This is a genomic window from Sphingomonas kaistensis, assembly GCF_011927725.1.
GTDB classification, from domain to species: domain Bacteria; phylum Pseudomonadota; class Alphaproteobacteria; order Sphingomonadales; family Sphingomonadaceae; genus Sphingomicrobium; species Sphingomicrobium kaistense.
The window spans coordinates 1,463,556-1,484,148 of the sequence record NZ_JAATJC010000001.1 but is presented as its reverse complement, the minus strand read 5'-3'; the positions used below and the strand labels follow the sequence as shown (position 1 = coordinate 1,484,148).

Genomic DNA, 20,593 nt, shown 5'->3' with positions numbered 1-20,593 from the left:
GGCGGCATTCCAAGAGGGCACCTCCTTGTGCCCGCGCCTGCCCAGCGGCTAAGCAGCCTCGTCCATGCGCATCCTCCTCATCGTCGGCGGCGGCATCGCCGCGTTCAAGGCCGCGGAGCTGATCCGCCTCGCCCGTCGCCACGGCCACGAGGTGACCCCGGTCCTGACCGGCGGCGGCGCGCATTTCGTCACGCCCATGACCCTTGCCGCCTTGGCCGAAAGCCCGGTCTACACCTCGTTGTGGGACCTCAAGGACGAGGCGGAGATGGGCCACATCCAATTGAGCCGCGCCGCCGACCTCGTGCTGGTCTGCCCGGCTACCGCCGACCTCCTCGCCAAGATGGCGGCCGGCATCGCCGACGACCTTGCGACCACCCTCCTGCTCGCCACCGACAAGCCGGTCTTTGCCGCCCCCGCGATGAATGTTCGGATGTGGCTGCACGAGGCGACGCAGGCCAATGTCGCCACCCTTCGTTCGCGCGGCGTCACGGTGATCGACCCTACCGAAGGCGCCATGGCCTGCGGCGAGTACGGCCCCGGCCGCCTGCCCGAGCCGCCTCAGATCCTCGCGGCGCTCAGCCTCCTCACAGATGCACCAGCTCAGCCGGTGCAGGCAGAAATCGCAGCGGTCGACGTCGCCGCCCCGGCTGCAAGCCTCACCGGCAAGCACATCCTCGTCACCGCCGGCCCCACCCACGAACCAATCGACCCCGTCCGCGTGATCGCCAATCGCTCCTCGGGCAAACAGGGCTTTGCCATTGCCGCCGCCGCCGCCGCGCTGGGTGCCCGGGTAACCCTCGTTGCCGGCCCGGTTGCGCTCGCCACCCCGCCCGGGGTCGCCCGCATCGACGTCGAGACCGCCGACCAGATGCTCGCCGCCGTGACAGGCGCGCTGCCCGCCGACGCCGCGATCCTGGTCGCCGCCGTCGCCGACTGGAAGGTCGAGGCCAGCCCGACCAAGCTCAAGAAATCCGCCGGTCCACCCGACCTGCGGTTCGCCCCCAACCCGGACATCCTCGCGACCCTCGGGCACCATCCCGACCGACCGCGCCTGCTGGTCGGCTTCGCGGCCGAGACCGACGACCTCCTCGCCAACGCCGCCGCCAAGCGCACCGCAAAGAACGCCGACTGGATCGTCGCCAACGACGTGTCCGGCGACGTCATGGGCGGCGCGTCGAACCACCTCCATCTCCTCACCGCCGACGGCACCGAGGATCTGGGCGCCGGCTCCAAGGAAGCCCTCGCCCGTACACTCCTCGCCCGCATCGCCCAGGACCTCTCATGATCCGTATTCAGATTACCCGCCTCCCCCACGGGGAAGGGCTGCCCCTGCCCGCCTACGCCACCGCCCACGCCGCCGGCATGGACGTGGTGTCGGCGGAAGACTTCGACCTCCAGCCGGGCCAGCGCCACGCGGTCGCCACCGGCCTGCGCATCGCGATTCCCGAAGGCTATGAGGTGCAGGTCCGCCCCCGCTCGGGCCTCGCGCTCAAGCACGGCATCACCGTCCCCAACACACCCGGCACCATCGACGCCGATTATCGCGGCGAATTGAAGGTCATCATGATCAACCACGGGACCGAGCCCTTCCCGGTCCGCCGCGGCGAGCGCATCGCTCAGCTCGTCCCCGCAGCAGTCACGCAAGCCGAATGGGAGGAGGTCGACGAACTCGACGAAACCGTTCGCGGCGACGGCGGGTTCGGTAGCACCGGACGTTGATGCTCTCCGACGAAGAACTCACCCGCTACGCCCGCCAGATCGTGCTCCCCCACCTCGGGGGCCCGGGCCAGCAGCGCTTGAAAACCGCGAAAGTCGCGGTGGTTGGTGCCGGTGGCATCGGCGCGGCGGTCATTCCGGCGCTCGCCGGGGCAGGCGTCGGCCGCCTCAACATCATCGACCCCGATACGGCGGACCTCTCCAACCTCCACCGCCAGCCGATCTACCGCTCACGCGACGCGGGCGAGCCCAAGGCCGCACTCGCCGCCCAGTTCGTCCGCCGCCTCAATCCCTTCGTGGAAGTCGCCGGGGTCGAGCAGGCGATCACCGGCGACAATGCCGCCGCCATCCTTTCCGGCCACGACCTCGTCATCGATGGCACCGACAATTTTGCGACCCGGCTGACGGTGAGCGACGCTTGCGTGGCATCCGGCCTCCCCCTTCTCAGCGCCGCCGCCGCGCAGTGGCAGGGACAGGTCGGCCTGTTCACCGGCCGCCCCTGCTACCGCTGCTTCGTCGGCGATGCCTTCGACGCCGACGATTGCGACAATTGCGCCGAGCTTGGCGTCACCGGCGCGCTGACCGGTCTTGCCGGCAATCTCGCCACCCTCCTCGCCCTCCGCTTCCTCGCGCAAGCAGGCGACGTGAAGACCGGCACGGTGCACCTGATCGACGGACTTGGCCTCACCCAGCGCCCGATCCGCATCGTCGCGGACCCGGGCTGCCGGGCGTGCGGGGCTACTTCTTCGCCGCCGCCTTCTTAGGCGCTGCCTTCTTCTTGGCCGGGGCCTTTTTCTTGCCCTTGGCCGGACCCTTGGCCGCCTTGGCATCGATCAGGGCCACCGCCTCGTCCAGCGTTACCGCCTTGGGATCGGCCGACTTGGGCAACGTCGCATGGGTCGTCCCGTCGGTGACGTAGGGCCCGAACCGCCCTTCCATCACCTTCAGTTCCTTGGCGCTCTCGGGATGGGCGCCAAGCACCGCAAGCGGCTCCCGCGCCGCACCGCGGCCACGCCCCGCCCCGCTCGCCGCATCCGCAAGCTTCGATACCGCCGCGTTCATGCCCGTCTCGAACACCTCGGCGGTGCTGGTCAGGCGGGCATATTTCCCCTGGTGCTGCAGGTAAGGCCCGTAGCGCCCGATCGACGCGGTGATCGTCTCGCCCGTCTCGGGGTGCGCCCCGATCTCGCGCGGCAGGCTCAGCAGCTGCTTCGCCCAGTCGAGGTCGATCGTCACGTCCTTCGGGATCGACGCCCGCTTCTCGCCCTGCTCGACATAGGGCCCGAAGCGACCGGTCTTGAGCATGATGCCCTCGCCAAGGTCCGCCGGCTCGCTGCTCGCGGTCGCGGCGTCGCCGCCCTGCCCGAACTTCCGCGTGAACTTGCACTCGGGATAATTGGAGCAGGCGACGAACGCGCCGAACTTGCCGCCGCGAAGCGCCAGCCGCCCGGTGCCGCACGCCGGGCACAGCCGCGGGTCGGTTCCGTCGCCCTTGTCGGGGAACAGCCACGGCGACAGGAACTCGTCGAGCGCCGCCGTTACTTCCGACGGCTTCTGCTCCATGACTTCGCCAGCCTTGGGCTTGAAGTCCCGCCAGAACTCCTCGAGCAGCTTGATCCACCCCATCCGCCCGCCGGACACGTCGTCCAGCTCTTCCTCGAGCTCGGCGGTGTAATCGTAGCTGACATATTTCTCGAAGAAGCGCTCAAGGAACGCCGTCACCAGCCGGCCGCTCTCCTCGGGGATGAAGCGGTTCTTCTCCAGCCGGACATATTCGCGGTCCTTCAGCGTCTGAAGCGTCGCGGCATAGGTCGAGGGCCGGCCGATGCCGAGCTCCTCCAACCGCTTGACTAGGCTCGCTTCCGAAAAGCGCGGCGGCGGCTGGGTGAAGCTCTGCACCGCGTCGACGCCCAGCTTGTCGGGACGATCGCCCTTGGCGAGGTGCGGCATCTTGGCGGCGTCCTCGTCTTCGGCCTTTTCGTCACGGCCTTCCTCGTACAGGGCGAGGAAGCCCGGGAAGAGCGTCACCTGCCCGGTCGCACGCAGCCGGGCCCGGTCGCTCGCCAGCTCGACGACCGTCCGTTCCAGCCGCGCCGCAGCCATCTGGCTCGCCAGCGCGCGGTTGAGCACCAGCTCGTACAGGCGGCCATGGTCGCCGCTCGCCGCCTTCTCACGGCTGAAATCGGTCGGCCGGATCGCTTCGTGCGCTTCCTGCGCATTCTTGGCCTTGCTGCTGTACTGCCGCGGTTTGTCCGGCAGATGCTGCGAGCCGAAGCGGTCGGAAACGGCCTTGCGCGCGGCACTGATCGCCTCGCCCGCCATCTGCACGCCGTCGGTCCGCATGTAGGTGATCAGCCCGTCCTCATACAGCTGCTGCGCCACCCGCATCGTGTGGCTGGCCGAAAAGCCGAGCTTGCGCGCCGCTTCCTGCTGCAGGGTCGAAGTAGTGAAAGGCGGCGGCGGGTTGCGGGTGAAAGGCTTGGTTTCGACGCTGGCGACCGCGAAATGCCCGGCCTCGACCGCCTTTTTGGCGTCGGTCGCCGAGCCCTTGTCGCCCAGCGTCAGCTTGTCGATCTTCTTGCCGTCGAGATCGACCAGGCGGGCCGTGAACTCCTGCCCGGTCGCCGCGAAACGCGCCGACACGGTCCAATATTCCTGCGCCCGGAAGCGTTCGATTTCCGCCTCGCGGTCGACGATCAGGCGCAGCGCGACCGACTGCACGCGGCCCGCGCTCTTGGCGCCGGGAAGCTTGCGCCACAGGATCGGAGAGAGGGTGAAGCCGACCAGATAATCCAGCGCCCGCCGCGCCCGGTAGGCGTCGATCAGGTCGTTATCGAGCTCGCGCGGGGCGGCCATCGCCTCCAGCACCGCCGACTTGGTGATCGCGTTGAAGGTCACCCGCCGAACGTCCTTGGGCAACGCCTTCTTCTTCGCCAGCAGCTCGCGGACGTGCCAGCTGATCGCCTCGCCCTCGCGGTCGGGGTCGGTCGCCAGGATCAGCGTGTCGGACGCCTTGGCGGCATCGGCGATCGCCTTCACCTGCTTGGCCTTGTCGCCATAGACCTCCCAGTCCATCGCGAAGTCCTCGTCCGGATTCACCGAACCGTCCTTGGGCGGCAGGTCGCGGACGTGACCATAGCTCGCCAGGACCTTGTGGCCCGGCCCGAGATACTTTTCGATGGTCTTGGCCTTGGCCGGCGATTCTACAACGACGAGCTTCACTGAACCCAAACTCCCTCACGTATACGCACGAGGGTGGAGAGCCTGATGGCAGCCCGTCAAGCAGTCAGTCGTAGCTGCATGTCCAATCACGCCGACCGATCCGCCTGCAGCCCTGGATGCGCTCGCCGGTCAGCCGCAGATGCTCGGCCTGGCTCAAGTCCGCCGGATCGCCGCCCGCATGGCGGATGATCCTGATCCCGCCGTCGGGAACGCCTTGCAGATAGGGGATGGAGGCGGCTAGGCCCGGACCGGCGTCGCGCTGGGCAGCGATCATCGCGTCCTGGTTCGCCAGGAGATAGCCAAGCGCGCTCGCACGGCTGGTCAGCCCCGTCAGCGCATCCAGCGTCCAGAAGCCGCCGACCATCAGCGGGACCGCCACCGCCTTTCGCCAGCGAAGGCGGGCCGGAAGCTCGCGCTCCTTGATCGCGTCGATCGACTTGCCGATCGCGAACCCGATGACGACGATGATCAACAGCAGGACCGGAACAAAGGAGAGCACCCAGAAACGCTGGTAGAGATAGGCTCCGCCCAGCCCCAACGCGACCGCGACCAGGGTCAGGCCGATGCCGATCCTCTCTTCGGGGATCAACGCTTCAACACCGCACGCTCACCTTTCCGCCCGCGTGCCGGTCGAGCCTTCCGGCGAGGTCGAGCTCAAGCAGCACAAGCTGGACGGCGCCGGGCTCCAGTCCCGACAAACGCACGATCTCGTCCACCGGCGCCGGCGACGGGCCGAGCAGTTCCTCCACCCGCGCCCTGTCCGCGCTGTCCGGCTCGACACTGTCCGGCGCCGCGGACGCATGGGAGAACAGGTCACGGCCGGAGCGCACCCCGCCCAGCCCCGGCCTCAGCGCTTCAATCACTTCGGCGGCATTCTGCACCAAGGTCGCGCCGTCGCGGATCAGTCCGTTGCATCCCTGCGCCCGGGGATCGAGCGGGCTCCCCGGTACCGCCAGCACCTCGCGGCCCATCTCCGCCGCCAGCCGCGCGGTGATCAGCGAACCCGACCGCGGCGCCGCTTCCACCACTAGGGTCGCGGGACACAGGCCGGCGATGATCCGGTTGCGGTAGGGGAAGTGCCGCGCCCGGGGCTCGGTGCCCGGTGGCATCTCGGCCAGCACCAGCCCCTTGTCCGCCATCTCGCGCTGGAGCCGCTCGTTCTCGGGCGGATAGAAGATGTCGAGCCCGCCGGCGATGACCCCGATCGTGCCCGTCGCAAGTCCGCCTTCATGCGCCGCGGAATCGATCCCGCGCGCCAGCCCGGACACCACGACGACCCCTTCGCGGCCGAGATCGTGCGCAAGCCCGCGCGCGAAGCGGCAGGCGGCGGCGCTGGCATTGCGGGCACCGACCATCGCAACGCTGGGTCGCTCCAGCAGCGACAGGTCGCCGATCGCGGTCAGCAACGGCGGCGCATTGTCGCTTTCGGCCAGCAGCGCGGGATACAGCCCTTGCCCTAGGCTGAGGTAGCGCCCGCCGAGCGCCTCTACACGCGCCCGCTCGCGCTCTGCCTGCTCCGGCGTACACAGCGCCGGAATTCGGCCGCCGCCGCGCCGCGCCAGGTCGGGCACCGCGGTCAACGCCGCCTCCGCGCTGCCGAAGCGGGCAAGCAACTGGCGAAAGGTGACCGGACCGATGCTCTGGCTGCGGATCAGCCGGATCCGGGCGAGAAGGTCCGCCTCGCTCAAGCCTTTCGCCGTCCGACCCTCGGCTCGGTCCCGGCACGCAGGCGGGCAAGGTTGGCGCGGTGCTGCCACACCACCAGCAGCGCGAACGCCGCCAGCATGGTCACCAGTTCGCCGCGCCCCAGCAGCGCCGCCGCAACCGGCGCGCTCACCGCCGCCGCCATTCCCGCGACCGAGCTGATCCGAAGCACCAGCAGCAGGCCGATCCAAACCGCGGCGTAGATGGCGGCGATCGGCCAGGCGAGGCCGATCAGGATGCCAAGCAGGGTGGCGACCCCCTTGCCGCCCTTGAACCGCAGCCACACCGGATAGAGATGGCCGACCAGCGCCGCGCCGGCGGCGATCCGCCCGGCGCCCGGCCACAAATGCTCGGCGATCAGCACCGCTGCCGTGCCCTTCAGCGCATCCAGGATCAGCGTCGCCGCGGCCAGCCCCTTGGACCCGGTGCGAAGCACGTTGGTCGCGCCGATGTTGCCCGACCCGATGTCGCGGATATCGCCCTTCCCAAACAGGCGGGTGAGGATCAGCCCGAACGGGATCGACCCCAGCAGATAGCCGAGCGCGAGGGCGAGAAGCAGTCCGGAAGACATTGCGGCAAAGCCTAGCAGCCCGCCCGCCCAGCGCAACCGCAAGGCGAAAGTACCAGCCGACCGCAGTTTGTCGCCCGTCTTTGCCCGGCTAGGGTGCGGGGCATGATGCTCCAGCGGACCACCCCTTCCGACAGCCTCGACGCCGCGGTCGGGCGGCTGACGCCCAAGGAACGCGAATGCCTCGACCGCTGGCTTGGCCATGCCACCGCCAAGGAAATCGCGCTCGACCTCGGCATCACTCACCATGCGGTGGAGAAGCGCCTCAAGTCGGCCCGGGCCAAGCTCGGGGTCACGACCTCGCTCGAAGCCGCACGGCTCCTCGCCTCGGCCGGAGGCTACGGCCCGACCGTATCCCAGCCGCCGGAGGTAGGCGCGCCCCGGGAGCAAAGCGATGACGAGGCAGGCTCGACGCCGCTTCCATGGTGGCAGCGGCGGACGAGCCGGATCCTTACCGGAGCAAGCATCATGAGCCTTTTCGTTTTCGCCGCCCTCGCCCTCGGCACCCAGTCCGCCCCCCAGCCCGCCGCCGCCAACCAGAAGGTGGTCGTGGTGAACCGCAAGGACGGCACCTCCACCGACCTCGCGACCGCGCTAGGCGGGGTGTTCGGCAAGCTCGACAAGAATGCCGACGGCTTCATCGCCGGCGAGGAACTGGCCGCGGGTCGGTTCCAGGTCTCCCGCACGATGATCGCCAAGGGGGAAAGCGCGCCCACGCCGACGGCGACCGCCACCCGCCTCGCCGACTTCGACGCCAACGGCGATGGCCGCGTGTCGGAAACCGAATTCCGCGACGGCATGGCGAAGCTGACCCGCCCGCGGGCCTGACCCCAGCCGCGACGGCGACGTGGCCTCCCGGCTTGCCTCGCCGTCGCCCTGCCCGCAAAGGCAAACGGTGGATGCCGCCGCCCCCCTGCTGTTCTTCGATTCCGGCGTCGGAGGCCTCAGCGTCCTCGGACCGACCAAGGCGCTGCTGCCCAACGCCCCGATCGTCTACGTCGCCGACAGCGCTGCCTTTCCCTACGGCACCCGTTCCGAGGCGGAGATCGCCGCCCGGGTTCCCGCCCTGCTCGGTCGCCTGACCGAGCGGTTCCGTCCCCGGCTCGCGGTGATCGCCTGCAACACCGCCTCGACCATCGCGCTTCCCTTTGTCCGCGCCGCGCTCGACATCCCGGTGGTCGGCACCGTCCCCGCGATCAAGCCTGCCGCCGAGCGGAGCCGGACCCGGGTCATCGGCGTGCTCGGGACCGAAGCCACCGTGCGCCAGCCCTATGTCGACGACCTCGCCGCCCGCTTCGCCGCCGACTGCACGGTTCTCCGCCACGGCTCGGCCGAACTGGTCGCGCTTGCCGAGGCCAAGCTCGCGGGCGAGCCGATCGACCCGGCCGCCGTTACCGCAGCCGTCTCCCCGTTGACCGGCCACGGCATGGATGTGGTGGTGCTCGCCTGCACCCACTTCCCGCTGCTTGCCGAGGAACTGGCCGTGGCCTTTCCCGGGGTCGCGCAAGTCGACGGCGGCCCCGGAATCGCGCGGCGCATCGCCCACCTCACCGCCGGTCAGCAATGGCCGGTTCAGCCCTCGCCCGGCACCGCGGTGTTTACGGGGGGTGGACCGAATGCCCAATTGGCGCGGGCCCTCCAACGGTACAATCTGGACGATATTCGGCACGTCTGATTTGCGAGTCGTTCGCATTGGCCTTGTGCCCAAAGACTTTGTATTGGCTCGCGCGAGCACGAGGGACATCTTGGATTACCAATCCATCTTTCAGGCCGCGATCGACCGGCTGCATGACGAAGGGCGCTACCGCGTCTTCATCGACATCCTGCGTAACAAGGGGTCGTACCCCAATGCGCGCTGCTTTGCGGGCCACAACGGTCCCAAGCCGATCACCGTATGGTGCTCGAACGACTATCTCGGCATGGGCCAGCACCCGGCCGTGGTCGAAGCGATGGAACGCGCGCTGCATGACGTCGGCGCAGGTTCGGGCGGTACCCGCAACATCGGCGGCAACACGCACTACCATGTCGACCTCGAGGCCGAACTCGCCGATCTCCACGGCAAGGAAGCAGCACTGCTGTTCACCAGCGGCTACGTCTCGAACGAGGCCGCGCTGTCGACTCTCGGCAAGTTGCTGCCCGGCTGCGTCATCTTCTCTGACGAACTCAACCACGCGTCGATGATCGCCGGGATCAAGAGCTCGGGCTGCGAGAAGAAAATCTTCCGCCACAACGACCTCGCCCACCTCGAGGAATTGCTCGAGGCCGAGGATCCTGCCACGCCCAAGCTGATCGCGTTCGAAAGCGTTTATTCGATGGACGGCGACATCGCGCCGATCGCGGCCATCTGCGATCTCGCCGATCGCTACGGCGCGCTGACCTATCTCGACGAAGTACACGCCGTCGGCATGTATGGCGCACGCGGCGGCGGCATCTCGGAGCGCGATGAGGTCGCCGACCGGGTCACCATCATCGAAGGCACGCTGGGCAAGGCGTTCGGCGTGATGGGCGGCTACATCGCGGCCGACAAGAATATCGTCGACTGCATCCGCAGCTATGCTCCCGGCTTCATCTTCACCACCAGCCTGTCGCCCGTCCTGGTCGCCGGTGCTCTGGCGAGCGTGCGGCACCTCAAGGCCTCGGCCGAAGAGCGCGAGGGCCAGCAGGCCTCCGCCGCCCTGCTCAAGCGCAAGTTCGCCGATGCTGGCCTGCCGGTGATGGAAAGCACGACCCACATCGTGCCGCTTGCAGTCGGCTGCCCGGTCAAGGCCAAGCGGATCAGCGACATCCTGCTCGCCGAATACGGTTTCTACGTCCAGCCGATCAACTATCCCACCGTTCCGCGCGGGACCGAGCGGCTGCGCTTCACCCCCGGCCCAACCCACACCGCCGACATGCAGGATGAACTGACCGGCGCTCTGGTCGAGATCTGGGACCGGCTGGAGATGCGCCAGGCGGCCTGACGCCTAGCGTACGAGTACCCATCCGCTCAACGCGCAGCACAGCGCCAGCAGCAGGCTCAGCGGCACCCTGAGCTTCATCCACCACCCCGGCGCCAACCTCCGCCGCACCAGCAGCGCATCGACCGCCAATGTCGCCACCAGCGCGGCCGCCAGGGCGAACAGGGCTGCGGGCGGCTGGAACGAGAAGATCGCCGCCCATCCCGCCAGTGCAGGCAGGACCGCAATCCCCAGCAGGACCCAGCCCGGCTGCTCCTGCCGGCTGACGAAGCCCCACCAGCTGCCCCCGAGGAAGCTCAGGATCACCGCCGCGTAGGTCAGCACGAACCCGGGCGTCGACGGCGCGAACAGGCCGAGGTCGAGCAGCGCGACCGCGGTCAGGCCCACGGGTGGGATCAGCCCGGCGAAACCGAGCAGCAGGGCGGGAAGCGGAACCTTGGTCGTCATGGCGACGCACGGTGGCATTTCGCGAGACGCTCCGCTAGATGGCCTCATGATCATCGCGCTCGCCGCCGACCATGCCGGATTCGCCCTCAAGGATCAGCTCCGCGACTGGCTGGGCGAGGTCGGGCATGAGGTGCTCGACCTCGGCACCAACGGTCCCGACAGCGTCGACTATCCTCGCTTCGGCAAGCTGCTGGCCGACACGATCGCCGCCGGAAAGGCGACCCGCGGCATCGCGGTCTGCGGCTCGGGCATCGGCATCTCCATCGCGGTCAACCGCAACCCGGCCTGCCGCTGCGCGCTGGTCAACGAACCGCTGTCGGCGGCTCTCGCCCGCGAACATAACGACGCCAACGTCCTTGCGCTCGGTGCTCGGCTGACTGGCATCGACCTCGCCAAGGCCTGCGTCACCGCCTTCCTCGACACATCTTTTGCCGGCGGGCGCCACCAGGCCCGCGTCGACCTCCTATCCGCGACCACCGGAGACTAGATCATGGCCACCGCAGCCAATTTGAACGACGTCCAGCCGCAGGGCTTCTTCACCCGCCACCTCGCCGACGCCGATCCCGCGGTCGCCGCCGCGGTGGGCGACGAACTGACCCGCGAGCAGACCCAGATCGAGCTGATCGCGTCGGAGAACATCGTCAGCCGCGCGGTCCTCGAGGCGCAGGGCTCGGTGTTCACCAACAAATATGCCGAAGGCTATCCCGGCCGCCGCTATTACCAGGGTTGTCACCCCTCCGACGCGGTCGAGCAACTCGCCATCGACCGCGCCAAGCAGCTGTTCGGTTGCGGCTTCACCAACGTCCAGCCGCATTCCGGCGCGCAGGCCAATGGCGCGGTGTTCCTCGCCCTGCTCCAGCCCGGCGACACCATCCTCGGCATGAGCCTTGCGGCCGGCGGGCACCTCACCCACGGCGCTCCGCCGGCGCAGTCGGGCAAGTGGTTCAATGCCATCCAATATGGCGTCCGCGAGGACGACCATCTGGTCGACTTCGACGAGGTCGAGCGCCTTGCCCTCGAGCATAAGCCGAAGCTCATCATCGCCGGCGGCTCGGCCTACCCGCGAATCCTCGACTTCGCCCGCTTCCGCGCGATCGCCGACAAGGTCGGGGCCTATCTGATGGTCGACATGGCCCACTTCGCCGGACTGGTCGCCGCGGGCGAGCATCCCTCGCCCTTCGGCCACGCCCATGTCGTCACCACCACCACCCACAAGACCCTGCGGGGCCCGCGCGGCGGGATGGTGATGACCGACGACGAGGCGATTGCGAAGAAGATCAACTCGGCGGTCTTCCCCGGCCTCCAGGGCGGCCCGCTGATGCACGTCATCGCCGCCAAGGCGGTGGCCTTCGGCGAAGCGCTCCAGCCCGACTTCAAGACCTACGCCAAGGCGGTGGTCGCCAACGCCCGCGCGCTCGCCGGCCGCCTCAAGGAACGCGGCGCCGACCTCGTCGCTGGCGGCACCGACACCCACCTCGCGCTGGTCGACCTCCGCCCGCTCGGGATCACCGGCAAGGACGCCGACGAAGCGCTGGAGCGTGCCGGGATCACCTGCAACAAGAACGGCATCCCCTTCGATCCGCTGCCCCCGATGAAGACCAGCGGCATCCGCGTCGGCTCGCCCGCCGGCACCACCCGCGGCTTTGGCGAGGCCGAGTTCCGCGAAGTCGCCGACATGGTCGCCGATGTGCTCGACGGTCTCAAGGCCAATGGCGCGGAGGGCAATGGCGCGGTCGAGCGTGAAGTGAACGGCCGAGTCCGCGCCCTGTGCGCGCGTTTCCCGATCTACCAGGGCTGAGATGCGCTGCCCCTTTTGCGGTGATCAGGACAGCCAGGTAAAGGACAGCCGTTCCTCCGAAGACGGAGCGGCCATCCGCCGCCGTCGCCAGTGCGAGGGCTGCGGCGCCCGCTTCACCACCTTTGAACGGATCCAGCTGCGTGATCTCGTGGTGATCAAGAAGGACGGCAGCCGCGAAGCGTTTGAGCGCGCCAAGCTTGCGCGGGCCATCGGCCACGCCAGCGCCAAGCGCGACATCAGCCCCGAGAAGATCGAGCGGCTGGTTTCCTCGGTCCAGCGCCAGCTCGAAACCCGCGGCGACGAAGTGCGCGCCGAGGAGATTGGCGAAAAGGTGATGGCCGGGCTGAAGACCCTCGACCATGTCGCCTACATCCGGTTCGCCTCCATCTACCGCGACTTCTCCGAAGCCAGCGACTTCGCCGAAATTGCGGAGGAAGTGGGCGAGCCGACCGAAGAAACCGCCGCGCCGCCGGGCAAGTTGCTGTGAGCAGCGCCGCCCCGCCGCCGGTCATCATCCTCGTCCGCCCCCAACTCGGCCAGAACATCGGTAAGGCGGCCCGGGCCATGCTCAACTTCGGCCTGACCGAGATGCGCCTCGTCGCGCCGCGCGACGGCTGGCCCAACCCCGACGCCGGCCCGGCCGCGAGCGGCGCCGACATCGTGCTGGAGCAGGCGAAGGTTTTCGACACCGTCGCCGAGGCGATCGCCGATTGCAGCCAGGTGTTCGCCTCCACCGTCCGCAAGCGCGACATCGTCACCCCGGTGGTCGGCCCCGAACAGATGGCCTCCGCCATCCACTCCACCGCCGGCCGCTCCGCCATCCTGTTCGGCCCCGAACGCTCCGGCCTCGCGACCGAGGATGCGGTCCTCGCAAGCCACATCGTGACCGTGCCGATCAATCCCGAGTTCGGCAGCCTCAACCTCGCCCAGGCGGTGATCCTGCTCGCCTACGAATGGTCCCGTTCTGCTCCTTTGGTGCAGCCGACCGCGTTCGAGGTGGAGCCTCGCGCCCCCCAGGCCGAGCTCGACGGCCTGATCGAGCATCTCGACGGCTACCTGTCCCAGGTGAATTACTTCAACCCGCCCGAGCGGATGCAGGCCACCCGCAACACCATCCGCACCATCTTCACCAAGGCTGGCTGGTCGAGCCGCGAGGTCAAGGCGGTGCGCGGGATGATCCGGGCGATCGCCCAGCCCCGCCTGCGGGGCACACCGCAACCTTGACCTCCGGCGCCTCCCCGTCTAGGGGCGCGCCTTCGCAATTGGCTCCGCACTCCGGTGAAGCGGTGGCCCTGCCCTGACCTGTCAGCAAGCAGCGCGGTTCCGGAACACGAACGAAACGCAATTGAAGGAAAGACAATGTCGAAGCGCTCCAGCGCCAAGTATAAGCTCGACCGCCGCATGGGCGAGAACGTCTTCGGACGTCCCAAGAGCCCGGTCAACAAGCGTGAATATGGTCCCGGCCAGCACGGCCAGCGCCGCAAGGGCAAGATGTCGGACTTCGGCATACAGCTGCGCGCCAAGCAGAAGCTCAAGGGCTATTACGGCGACGTCACCGAGAAGCAGTTCAAGCGGACCTTCTTCGAAGCCAGCAAGATGAAGGGCGACGCGTCGCAGAACCTCATCGGCCTGCTTGAGCGCCGCCTCGACATGATCGTCTATCGCGCCAAGTTCGCGCCGACCATCTGGGCTGCCCGCCAGCTCGTCAGCCACAACCACATCCGCGTCAACGGCGTGAAGTGCAACGTCGCCAGCCGTCGCGTCAACGTCGGCGACGTGATCGAGCTCGGCCCCAAGGCGCAGGAAATGGCGCTGGTCATGGAAGCGCAGAGCCTGGCCGAGCGCGACATCCCGGAATACGTCACGCCGGACGGCACCAGCAAGGTGACCTACACCCGCGTGCCGACCCTCGACGAGGTGCCTTACCCGGTCCGCATGGAACCGAACCTCGTGATCGAATTCTACTCGCGCTAAGTCTCACCGGCTTTTCGCGACACGAGAGGGCGGTCCCGCGGGGCCGCCCTTTTGCGTTTACCCCCTCTTTGCTAGGCGCGGCCCCATGTCATCCCCCCTCCTTCCGCTTCCCGAATGGGCTCCCCACGCCGCCATGTGGATCGGCTTTCCAAGCGACCCGGAACTGTGGGTCGAGGACCTCGCTCCAGCGCAGGAGGAAGTCGCCGCGCTGGCCCGCGCGCTGCACGCCGACGGCAAGGGCGAGGAGATCATCCTCGTCGCCGCCGACCCCGAGGCAGCCGCCGAAGCACGCCGCCTCGCGCCGTTCGCAACCGTGATCGAGCAGGCCTTTGGCGATATCTGGCTGCGCGACACCGGCCCGATCGTGCTCGGCTCTGGCGCTGGGCGCCGTGCGCAGGGGTTCGGCTTCAACGGCTGGGGCGGCAAGTACGACCTCGAAGGCGACGACAGCATCGGCGAGCGGCTCGCCGGCGCGGCCCGCTTGCCTTACGCCAAGGCCGACTGGATCCTCGAAGGCGGGGCGGTCGATGGCGACGGCTCGGGCCTGTTCGTCACGACCGAACAATGCCTCCTCAACCCCAACCGCAACCCCGGTCTCGGCCGCGAGGAGGTCGAACAGCGCCTCGCCCGCGATCTGGGCGCGACCCGGGTCCTGTGGCTCGGCGAGGGGCTGGCGAATGACCATACCGACGGCCACGTCGACAACCTCGCCCGCTTCGTCGGCACCGGCCGCGTCGCCTTGCCGGAGCCTGCGGCGGACGATCCCAATGCCGCGGTCTATGCCGATGCGGCGGCGCGGATCGAGGCGGCCGGGCTCGACCTCGTGCGCCTGCCCTCACCCGGACGGATCGAGGCCGACGGCGACATCATCCCCGCCTCCTACATGAACTTCCTGATCGGCAACGCCGCCGTCGTGGTGCCGCTGTACGGCAGCGCCAACGACGAAGCCGCCGTGGCCGCAGTGCAGGCGCTGTTCCCCGGGCGCCTTGCAGTAGGCCTGCGCGCCGACCACATCCTGACCGGCGGTGGAAGCTTCCACTGCATCTCCCAGCAAATCCCCGCCTGAGGCGCAGCCCATGTCCACGATCAAAGTCGCCGCCCTCCAGCTCGAGCTTGGGGGAGACACCTCCACCAATATCGCCGCCGTCACCGAGCTGGTGCGCGAAGCTGCCGGCAAGGGTGCCCAGGTCGTGCTTCCGCCCGAACTGTTCGAAGGCCCCTACTTCTGCCGGACCGAGGACGAGGGCCTGTTCGCCACCGCGCTTCCGACCGACAAGCATCCGAGCGTGCAGGCGATGCAGAAGCTCGCCCAGGAGCTTGGCATCTGGATCCCGACCAGCTTCTTCGAGCGAGACGGGCAGCATCATTACAACAGCCTGGCGATGGTGAACCCGGACGGCGCGGTCGCCGGCCTCTATCGCAAGAGCCACATTCCCGATGGCCCGGGCTACGAGGAGAAGTTCTACTTCCGTCCCGGCAACACCGGCTTCAAGGTGTGGGACGGCCCGGATGCGGAGAAGCTCGGTGTCGGCATCTGCTGGGACCAATGGTATCCCGAGACGGCCCGGGCGATGATGCTGATGGGCGCCGAAATCCTGTTCTACCCGACCGCGATCGGGACCGAGCCGCACGACCCCGACCTCGACACCTCGCGGCTGTGGCGGCGAGCGATGATCGGGCATGCGGTGTCCAACGTCGTGCCGGTGGTCGCTGCCAACCGCATCGGCACCGAGGGCGGGCAGCGCTTCTACGGCCACAGCTTCATCTGCGACGAGCGCGGCGACCTGCTGGCCGAATTCGGCGCGACCGAGACGGGCGTGCTGGTCGCTGAACTCGATCTTGCCCAGGCCCGCCGACACCGCGCCGCCTTCGGCTTCTTCCGCGATCGCCGGCCCGAACTGTACGGGCGGCTGGTTCAGGACATCTAGGCGCGGCGGCTTACCGCCCGACGGCGGCCATCGAGGCGGCCGGATAACGCGTGCCCTGGGCCGCGCCGGGGGGCAAGGCGGCGCTGATCCGCGCCAGGTCGCTGTCGCTCAGTTCGACCTCCAATGCACCGAGATTGTCGTCGAGATACCTGCGGCGCTTGGTGCCCGGGATCGGCACGATGTCGTCGCCCTGCGCGAGCACCCAGGCGAGCGCCAGTTGCGCCGGCGTGCAGCCCTTTTCAGCGGCAAGCGCCGCGACGGAGGCCGCGAGGTCGAGGTTGGCCTGGAACGCGTCGCCCTGAAAGCGCGGGTGGTTGCGCCGGCTGTCCCCTTCGACCAGGTCGTCGGGCGACTTGATCTGGCCGGTCAGGAAGCCCCGGCCGAGCGGGCTATAGGGCACGAACCCGATGCCAAGTTCCCGGCAGGTGGGAAGGATGTCGGCCTCCACGTCGCGGGTCCACAGCGAATATTCGGTCTGCAATGCAGTGATCGGATGCACCGCATGGGCCCGCCGGATCGTCTCAGGAGCCGCCTCCGACAGTCCGAGATAGCGGACCTTTCCGGCCGTCACGAGCTCGGCCATCGCCCCCACCGTCTCCTCGATCGGGACGTCGGGATCGACCCGGTGCTGATAGTAGAGATCGAACAGGTCGAGCCCTGATCGACGCAGGCTCGCGTCGCAGGCGGAGCGGACATAGTCCGGCCGGCCGTTGACGCCGAGGAAGGTGCCATCCGCCGCGCGCATGTTGCCGAACTTGGTCGCGATCACCACCCATTCCCGCCGCTCCCGCACGACGCGCCCGACCAGCTCCTCGTTGGCGCCAGAGCCGTACATGTCGGCGGTGTCGAGGAAGGTGACACCGCGATCGAGCGCATGGTTGATGGTGGCGATCGACTCCGCCTCGTCGCGGGTGCCGTAGAAGTCGGACATACCCATGCAGCCAAGTCCAAGTGCGGAAACCTCGAGACCTTGCCGGCCGAGCTTGCGAGTTTGCATGAGGTCAGTCCTTGTCGACCGGCGCGGCGGCGCGGCAGTGGAAGATGAGCATAGAACCCGGACGCGCCGTCATGTTTCCTTCGGTATCTGCTTCAAAGCTCGGATTTCGGTTCGGCGATTTGTCGTCTACCCATTGCTCATGAAAGCGCCGTGCAAGCGATCCGTCAGGCAACCGGCAGTGAGGAGGGCGACGCTCTCATGATCGCCCCTGTCGAATCGCTCAGCGAGAAAGAAAAGGAGGTCCTCCGGCTTCTTCTTCAGGGGCATGACGCGAAGTCGACCGCCCGCGATCTCGGGGCTTCCGTCCATTCGGTGAATGAGCGCCTGCGGTCTGCACGCCGGAAACTGGGCCTGTCCAGCAGCCGCGAGGCAGCGCGCCTCCTGGGCGAAGCGGAACAGGACACCCACAAATTTCTTGGGGACAAGCCTTTTGGACTATCCGCCGCTGCCTTGGCCCCGGACAAGCAAGCCGGTCGCGGCGGATCGTTCACTTCGCAGCGGCCGCTCGTACTGGTGTTCGGAGGAGTATTGCTGATGTCGCTGATCATCGCGGCCGTGGCCTTGACCTGGGCCGTTTCGCAAAACAGCAGCGCGGAAGGGCCTCCGCGCTGGGGCCAGGTCCGGGCGGCATCCGAACTACGCTCGGAGGTTCGCAACGCCGTCCGCCTCGACGGGACCAGCCTGACCTGGAACGGCGCACCGATCACCGAGGACCAGCTCAGGCAGTACCTCGACATCACTACGCAGATGAGCCCCCAGCCGGTGCTCGTTTTCAGCTACAGCCCAGAAACCAAGTCGGCCCGGGTCGAGACTGTCCGGTCGGTGATCGAAGGCGTGCTGCAATGCACGCCAAGGAATTGCCGGGAGGTCGTGCCGGCCCCTGCGCGCTGATCCTCGGTTACGCCGGGGTCACCTCGTCGTGGGCGGCGGCGGGGTCGAGGAGGCGCTGCTCCTCGCGGTAGATGGACCAGCCGGCCAGGAACAGGCCGCCCACGACCGGGCCAACGACGACCCCGCTGAGGCCGAAGGCCGCAATGCCGCCAAGCGTCGTCACCAGCACCAGCCAGTCAGGGATTCCGGTATCGCGCCCGACCAGCTGAGGCCGCAGCAGATTATCGGCCATGCCAATGATCAGCGCGCCGGAGACGATCACCACGATCCCCTGCCAGATGCTGCCCGTCAGCAGCAGATAGCCCGCGATCGGTATCCACACGAGCGCCGGCCCGAGCGCTGGCAGCAGCGACACGATCGCCATCAGGACGCCAAGCAGGACCGCCGAGGGGAAGCCGACGATCCAGAAGGTGATAGTCCCGAGCAAGCCCTGGACCAGCCCGACCACCACCGATCCCTTGATGGTGGCACGGATGGTGGCGACGAAACTGCTGGCGAGGTGATCCGCCGACCGCGGATTGAGCGGCAAGGTATCCTTGACCAGCGCCCCGATCCGGGTCCCGTCGCGCAGCAGGAAGTAGGTGACGTAAAGGCCGACCGCGAACACCAGCAGTGAGGTGAAAGCGTTGCCGCCGATCTGCAGGGCGTGCTGCGCGATCACCGTCAGGCTGTCGCGCAGGATCGCGGTAACGCGCTCCTGGATCACTGCGAAATCGCCGTAGCCGGAGCCCTCGATGATCTGCTGTAGGCGGGTCGGCAGCCTGCCCTGAATCTGCTCGAAATAGCCCGCGGCGTCGAACTGGCCGGCCTTCACGACCTCGTAGATCTGCAGGGCCTGGCCAAGGATGACGTTGCCGATCGCGATTGCCGGGACGATCACCGCAACGAAGATGACGAGCAGGGTCGCGATGGCGGCGCGGTTGCTCCCGCCGTTCATTCTGACCAGCATCCACTGGTAAAGCGGCTGGAACATGATCGCGGCGAGCACCGCCCACAGCAGGGCCGAGGCGAACGGCCAGGCGACATAGCCGAGCGCCAGCGTGATCAGCACCAGGAAGAACGTGAAGGCGCTGCGCTCGCCAGCCTTGGCCGTTCCGGATTGCTGCATCGACGACCAACTCCCCAAACCTGCCCCGACTCATAGAGCAAACGCCCCCAAACGAAAGGCGAGCGCGATGGCGCCCCTACAGGTCCTTGCGCCAGTAGATGCTGTCGAACCATTCACCGCCGATCAGCCAGGTCTTTTCGGCCCGACCGGTCTCGTGAAAGCCATGTCGCTGCAGGAGGCGGATGCTGGCGGCGTTGCGGGGATCGGTGTCGGCGGTGAGGAACGCGCTGCCCGCGCGGCGGCGATGCGCGAGGAAGGCGGCGAGCGCTTCGCTGGCATAGCCCCTCCCCCACTGCGCCGGATCGAGCAGGTAGCCGAAATCAGGCAATTGCCACGCGCCCATCTTGCCGATGCAGGCGCCGTCCAGGGTCACGATGAAATCGTCGTTGCCAGGCGGAGGGTTGAGCATGCTGCGGACCCAGTCGGCAGTGATCTTCATGCTCTCGTGCGGAAGGGTCGACCAGTAACGCATGGCGCCGGGATCGCTCATGATGCGATGCATCGGACCGACATCCTCGATCCGCGCCCGGCGCAGCACCAGCCGCTCGGTGGTCAGCGCTTCAACCATCGCGGAGCGCCACCGCTCGGGCGAACACGGCTTCGAACATCGGCGGCGTCAGGCGCCGGGTGTTCTGGTTGTAGCGGCTGGAATGATAGGTACCGAGCAGGATGCGGCCGTCCGGCGCCACGACTTCGCTGCCATGCCCGAACCTGGCCTGCGAAGGCCGCAGCCCCAGCGCCCGGGCGGCCGCGGCATGGGCGATGGCGCCGAGCGCGACCAGCACGCGCACCGTGGGAAGGCTTGCCATCGCCGCTTCGAAATAAGGCCGGCAGGTGGCGATCTCGGCCGGCTCGGGCTTGTTCTGGGGCGGCAGGCACTTCACCGCATTCAGGATCAGCGCACCCTGCAATGTGAGGTCGTCGGACGGGTCGGCGCGATACGTCCCGGTGGCGAGGCCGAACTTCAGCAGCGTGGCGTAAAGGAGGTCACCAGCGAAATCCCCCGTGAACGGTCGGCCGGTGCGGTTGGCGCCCTGCTTGCCCGGCGCCATGCCGACCACCGCCAGCCACGCCCCCGGATCGCCCCACGCCGGAACCGGCGCGTTCCACCAGTCGGGATGCTCCGCCCGGCACGCCTCGCGCAGGGCGACCAGGCGCGGGCACAGGGGGCAGTCGCGCGGCGCTTCGGCCTGGGGAACGGGAGACGGGACAGGGGCGGATGCGGGGAACAGCATGGCCTCTCCATATCGCCCCTGCCGGACAAGTCGAAGCGGGGAGGTGAG

23 protein-coding genes are annotated in these 20,593 nt (G+C 68.3%); 14 read left to right on the top strand and 9 right to left on the bottom strand.

The features are described from left to right. Nucleotides 1-64 precede the first annotated feature (64 nt). The 3 genes from coaBC to GGQ97_RS07485 are packed head-to-tail and all read left to right on the top strand — an operon-like array spanning nt 65 to nt 2,480. Complete coding sequence (coaBC, locus tag GGQ97_RS07495) at nt 65-1,285, top strand: bifunctional phosphopantothenoylcysteine decarboxylase/phosphopantothenate--cysteine ligase CoaBC (RefSeq protein WP_168068409.1); 1,221 nt, start codon at nt 65-67, stop codon at nt 1,283-1,285. Then, complete coding sequence (gene dut / locus GGQ97_RS07490; RefSeq protein ID WP_168068407.1) at nt 1,282-1,719, top strand: dUTP diphosphatase; 438 nt, start codon at nt 1,282-1,284, stop codon at nt 1,717-1,719. The genes coaBC and dut overlap by 4 nt, the downstream gene beginning before the upstream one ends. Beyond that, entirely contained in the window at nt 1,719-2,480 is a 762-nt protein-coding gene (locus GGQ97_RS07485; RefSeq protein ID WP_342448474.1) for a HesA/MoeB/ThiF family protein, read from the top strand. The genes dut and GGQ97_RS07485 overlap by 1 nt, the downstream gene beginning before the upstream one ends. On the opposite strand, the gene topA is transcribed toward GGQ97_RS07485, so the two are convergent. The 4 genes from topA to plsY all read right to left on the bottom strand — a co-directional run bounded on the left by topA (nt 2,455) and on the right by plsY (nt 7,213). After that, nucleotides 2,455-4,938, bottom strand: coding sequence for a type I DNA topoisomerase (gene topA, locus GGQ97_RS07480; protein WP_168068403.1), 2,484 nt, complete (start codon nt 4,936-4,938; stop codon nt 2,455-2,457). The two genes, GGQ97_RS07485 and topA, sit on opposite strands and share 26 nt — an antisense overlap. Before the next feature lie 64 nt (nt 4,939-5,002). Then, nucleotides 5,003-5,527: a hypothetical protein gene (locus GGQ97_RS07475; protein WP_168068401.1), complete on the bottom strand. Its 525-nt coding sequence runs from the start codon at nt 5,525-5,527 to the stop codon at nt 5,003-5,005. 4 nt (nt 5,528-5,531) lie between these two features. Next, the gene (dprA, locus tag GGQ97_RS07470; protein WP_168068399.1) at nt 5,532-6,626 is read right to left on the bottom strand and encodes a DNA-processing protein DprA; all 1,095 of its coding nucleotides are present in this window, start codon (nt 6,624-6,626) and stop codon (nt 5,532-5,534) included. Further along, nucleotides 6,623-7,213, bottom strand: a complete 591-nt coding sequence (gene plsY / locus GGQ97_RS07465) for a glycerol-3-phosphate 1-O-acyltransferase PlsY (RefSeq protein WP_168068397.1) — start codon at nt 7,211-7,213, stop codon at nt 6,623-6,625. Before plsY ends, dprA begins: the two co-directional genes overlap by 4 nt. Before the next feature lie 102 nt (nt 7,214-7,315). Here plsY and GGQ97_RS07460 point away from each other — a divergent pair, with 102 nt between their 5' ends. The 3 genes from GGQ97_RS07460 to hemA all read left to right on the top strand — a co-directional run bounded on the left by GGQ97_RS07460 (nt 7,316) and on the right by hemA (nt 10,170). Further along, on the top strand, nt 7,316-8,038 hold the full coding sequence (locus GGQ97_RS07460; RefSeq protein ID WP_168070826.1) for a LuxR C-terminal-related transcriptional regulator: 723 nt from the start codon (nt 7,316-7,318) through the stop codon (nt 8,036-8,038). 67 nt (nt 8,039-8,105) lie between these two features. Then, nucleotides 8,106-8,885 (top strand): glutamate racemase, encoded by a 780-nt coding sequence (gene murI, locus GGQ97_RS07455; protein WP_168068395.1) that lies wholly within the window; start codon nt 8,106-8,108, stop codon nt 8,883-8,885. A gap of 70 nt (nt 8,886-8,955) precedes the next feature. Further along, complete coding sequence (gene hemA / locus GGQ97_RS07450) at nt 8,956-10,170, top strand: 5-aminolevulinate synthase (RefSeq protein ID WP_168068393.1); 1,215 nt, start codon at nt 8,956-8,958, stop codon at nt 10,168-10,170. 3 nt (nt 10,171-10,173) lie between these two features. Here hemA and GGQ97_RS07445 read toward each other — a convergent pair whose 3' ends face one another. Beyond that, nucleotides 10,174-10,614 carry a DUF3429 domain-containing protein gene (locus GGQ97_RS07445; RefSeq protein WP_168068391.1) on the bottom strand — a complete coding sequence of 147 codons (441 nt, stop codon included), beginning with the start codon at nt 10,612-10,614 and terminating at the stop codon, nt 10,174-10,176. A gap of 46 nt (nt 10,615-10,660) precedes the next feature. Here GGQ97_RS07445 and rpiB point away from each other — a divergent pair, with 46 nt between their 5' ends. From rpiB to aguB, 7 genes are all read left to right on the top strand, one after another. Further along, entirely contained in the window at nt 10,661-11,101 is a 441-nt protein-coding gene (rpiB, locus tag GGQ97_RS07440; protein WP_168068389.1) for a ribose 5-phosphate isomerase B, read from the top strand. A 3-nt stretch (nt 11,102-11,104) separates the two neighbouring features. Continuing rightward, nucleotides 11,105-12,412 carry a serine hydroxymethyltransferase gene (gene glyA, locus GGQ97_RS07435; RefSeq protein WP_168068387.1) on the top strand — a complete coding sequence of 436 codons (1,308 nt, stop codon included), beginning with the start codon at nt 11,105-11,107 and terminating at the stop codon, nt 12,410-12,412. A gap of 1 nt (nt 12,413) precedes the next feature. Further along, nucleotides 12,414-12,899: a transcriptional regulator NrdR gene (gene nrdR / locus GGQ97_RS07430; protein ID WP_168068385.1), complete on the top strand. Its 486-nt coding sequence runs from the start codon at nt 12,414-12,416 to the stop codon at nt 12,897-12,899. Next, a complete protein-coding gene (locus GGQ97_RS07425; RefSeq protein ID WP_168068383.1) occupies nt 12,896-13,636 on the top strand; it encodes a TrmJ/YjtD family RNA methyltransferase in 741 nt (246 codons plus the stop codon). Before nrdR ends, GGQ97_RS07425 begins: the two co-directional genes overlap by 4 nt. Nucleotides 13,637-13,771: 135 nt before the next feature. Next, nucleotides 13,772-14,386, top strand: a complete 615-nt coding sequence (rpsD, locus tag GGQ97_RS07420; RefSeq protein WP_168068381.1) for a 30S ribosomal protein S4 — start codon at nt 13,772-13,774, stop codon at nt 14,384-14,386. Nucleotides 14,387-14,471: 85 nt separating this feature from the next. Continuing rightward, entirely contained in the window at nt 14,472-15,452 is a 981-nt protein-coding gene (locus tag GGQ97_RS07415; protein ID WP_168068379.1) for an agmatine deiminase family protein, read from the top strand. Between the two features lie 10 nt (nt 15,453-15,462). Further along, nucleotides 15,463-16,314, top strand: a complete 852-nt coding sequence (gene aguB, locus GGQ97_RS07410; protein WP_168068377.1) for an N-carbamoylputrescine amidase — start codon at nt 15,463-15,465, stop codon at nt 16,312-16,314. 10 nt (nt 16,315-16,324) lie between these two features. On the opposite strand, the gene GGQ97_RS07405 is transcribed toward aguB, so the two are convergent. After that, nucleotides 16,325-17,311 (bottom strand): aldo/keto reductase, encoded by a 987-nt coding sequence (locus GGQ97_RS07405; RefSeq protein WP_168068375.1) that lies wholly within the window; start codon nt 17,309-17,311, stop codon nt 16,325-16,327. Between the two features lie 198 nt (nt 17,312-17,509). Between GGQ97_RS07405 and GGQ97_RS07400 the strand changes: the two genes are divergently transcribed. Next, on the top strand, nt 17,510-18,202 hold the full coding sequence (locus GGQ97_RS07400) for a helix-turn-helix domain-containing protein (protein ID WP_168068373.1): 693 nt from the start codon (nt 17,510-17,512) through the stop codon (nt 18,200-18,202). A gap of 7 nt (nt 18,203-18,209) precedes the next feature. Here GGQ97_RS07400 and GGQ97_RS07395 read toward each other — a convergent pair whose 3' ends face one another. The 3 genes from GGQ97_RS07395 to GGQ97_RS07385 all read right to left on the bottom strand — a co-directional run bounded on the left by GGQ97_RS07395 (nt 18,210) and on the right by GGQ97_RS07385 (nt 20,545). Further along, nucleotides 18,210-19,310 carry an AI-2E family transporter gene (locus tag GGQ97_RS07395; RefSeq protein ID WP_168068371.1) on the bottom strand — a complete coding sequence of 367 codons (1,101 nt, stop codon included), beginning with the start codon at nt 19,308-19,310 and terminating at the stop codon, nt 18,210-18,212. Between the two features lie 76 nt (nt 19,311-19,386). Further along, nucleotides 19,387-19,878 (bottom strand): GNAT family N-acetyltransferase, encoded by a 492-nt coding sequence (locus tag GGQ97_RS07390; protein ID WP_168068369.1) that lies wholly within the window; start codon nt 19,876-19,878, stop codon nt 19,387-19,389. Then, complete coding sequence (locus GGQ97_RS07385) at nt 19,871-20,545, bottom strand: uracil-DNA glycosylase (RefSeq protein WP_168068367.1); 675 nt, start codon at nt 20,543-20,545, stop codon at nt 19,871-19,873. The genes GGQ97_RS07390 and GGQ97_RS07385 overlap by 8 nt, the downstream gene beginning before the upstream one ends. Nucleotides 20,546-20,593 lie beyond the last annotated feature (48 nt).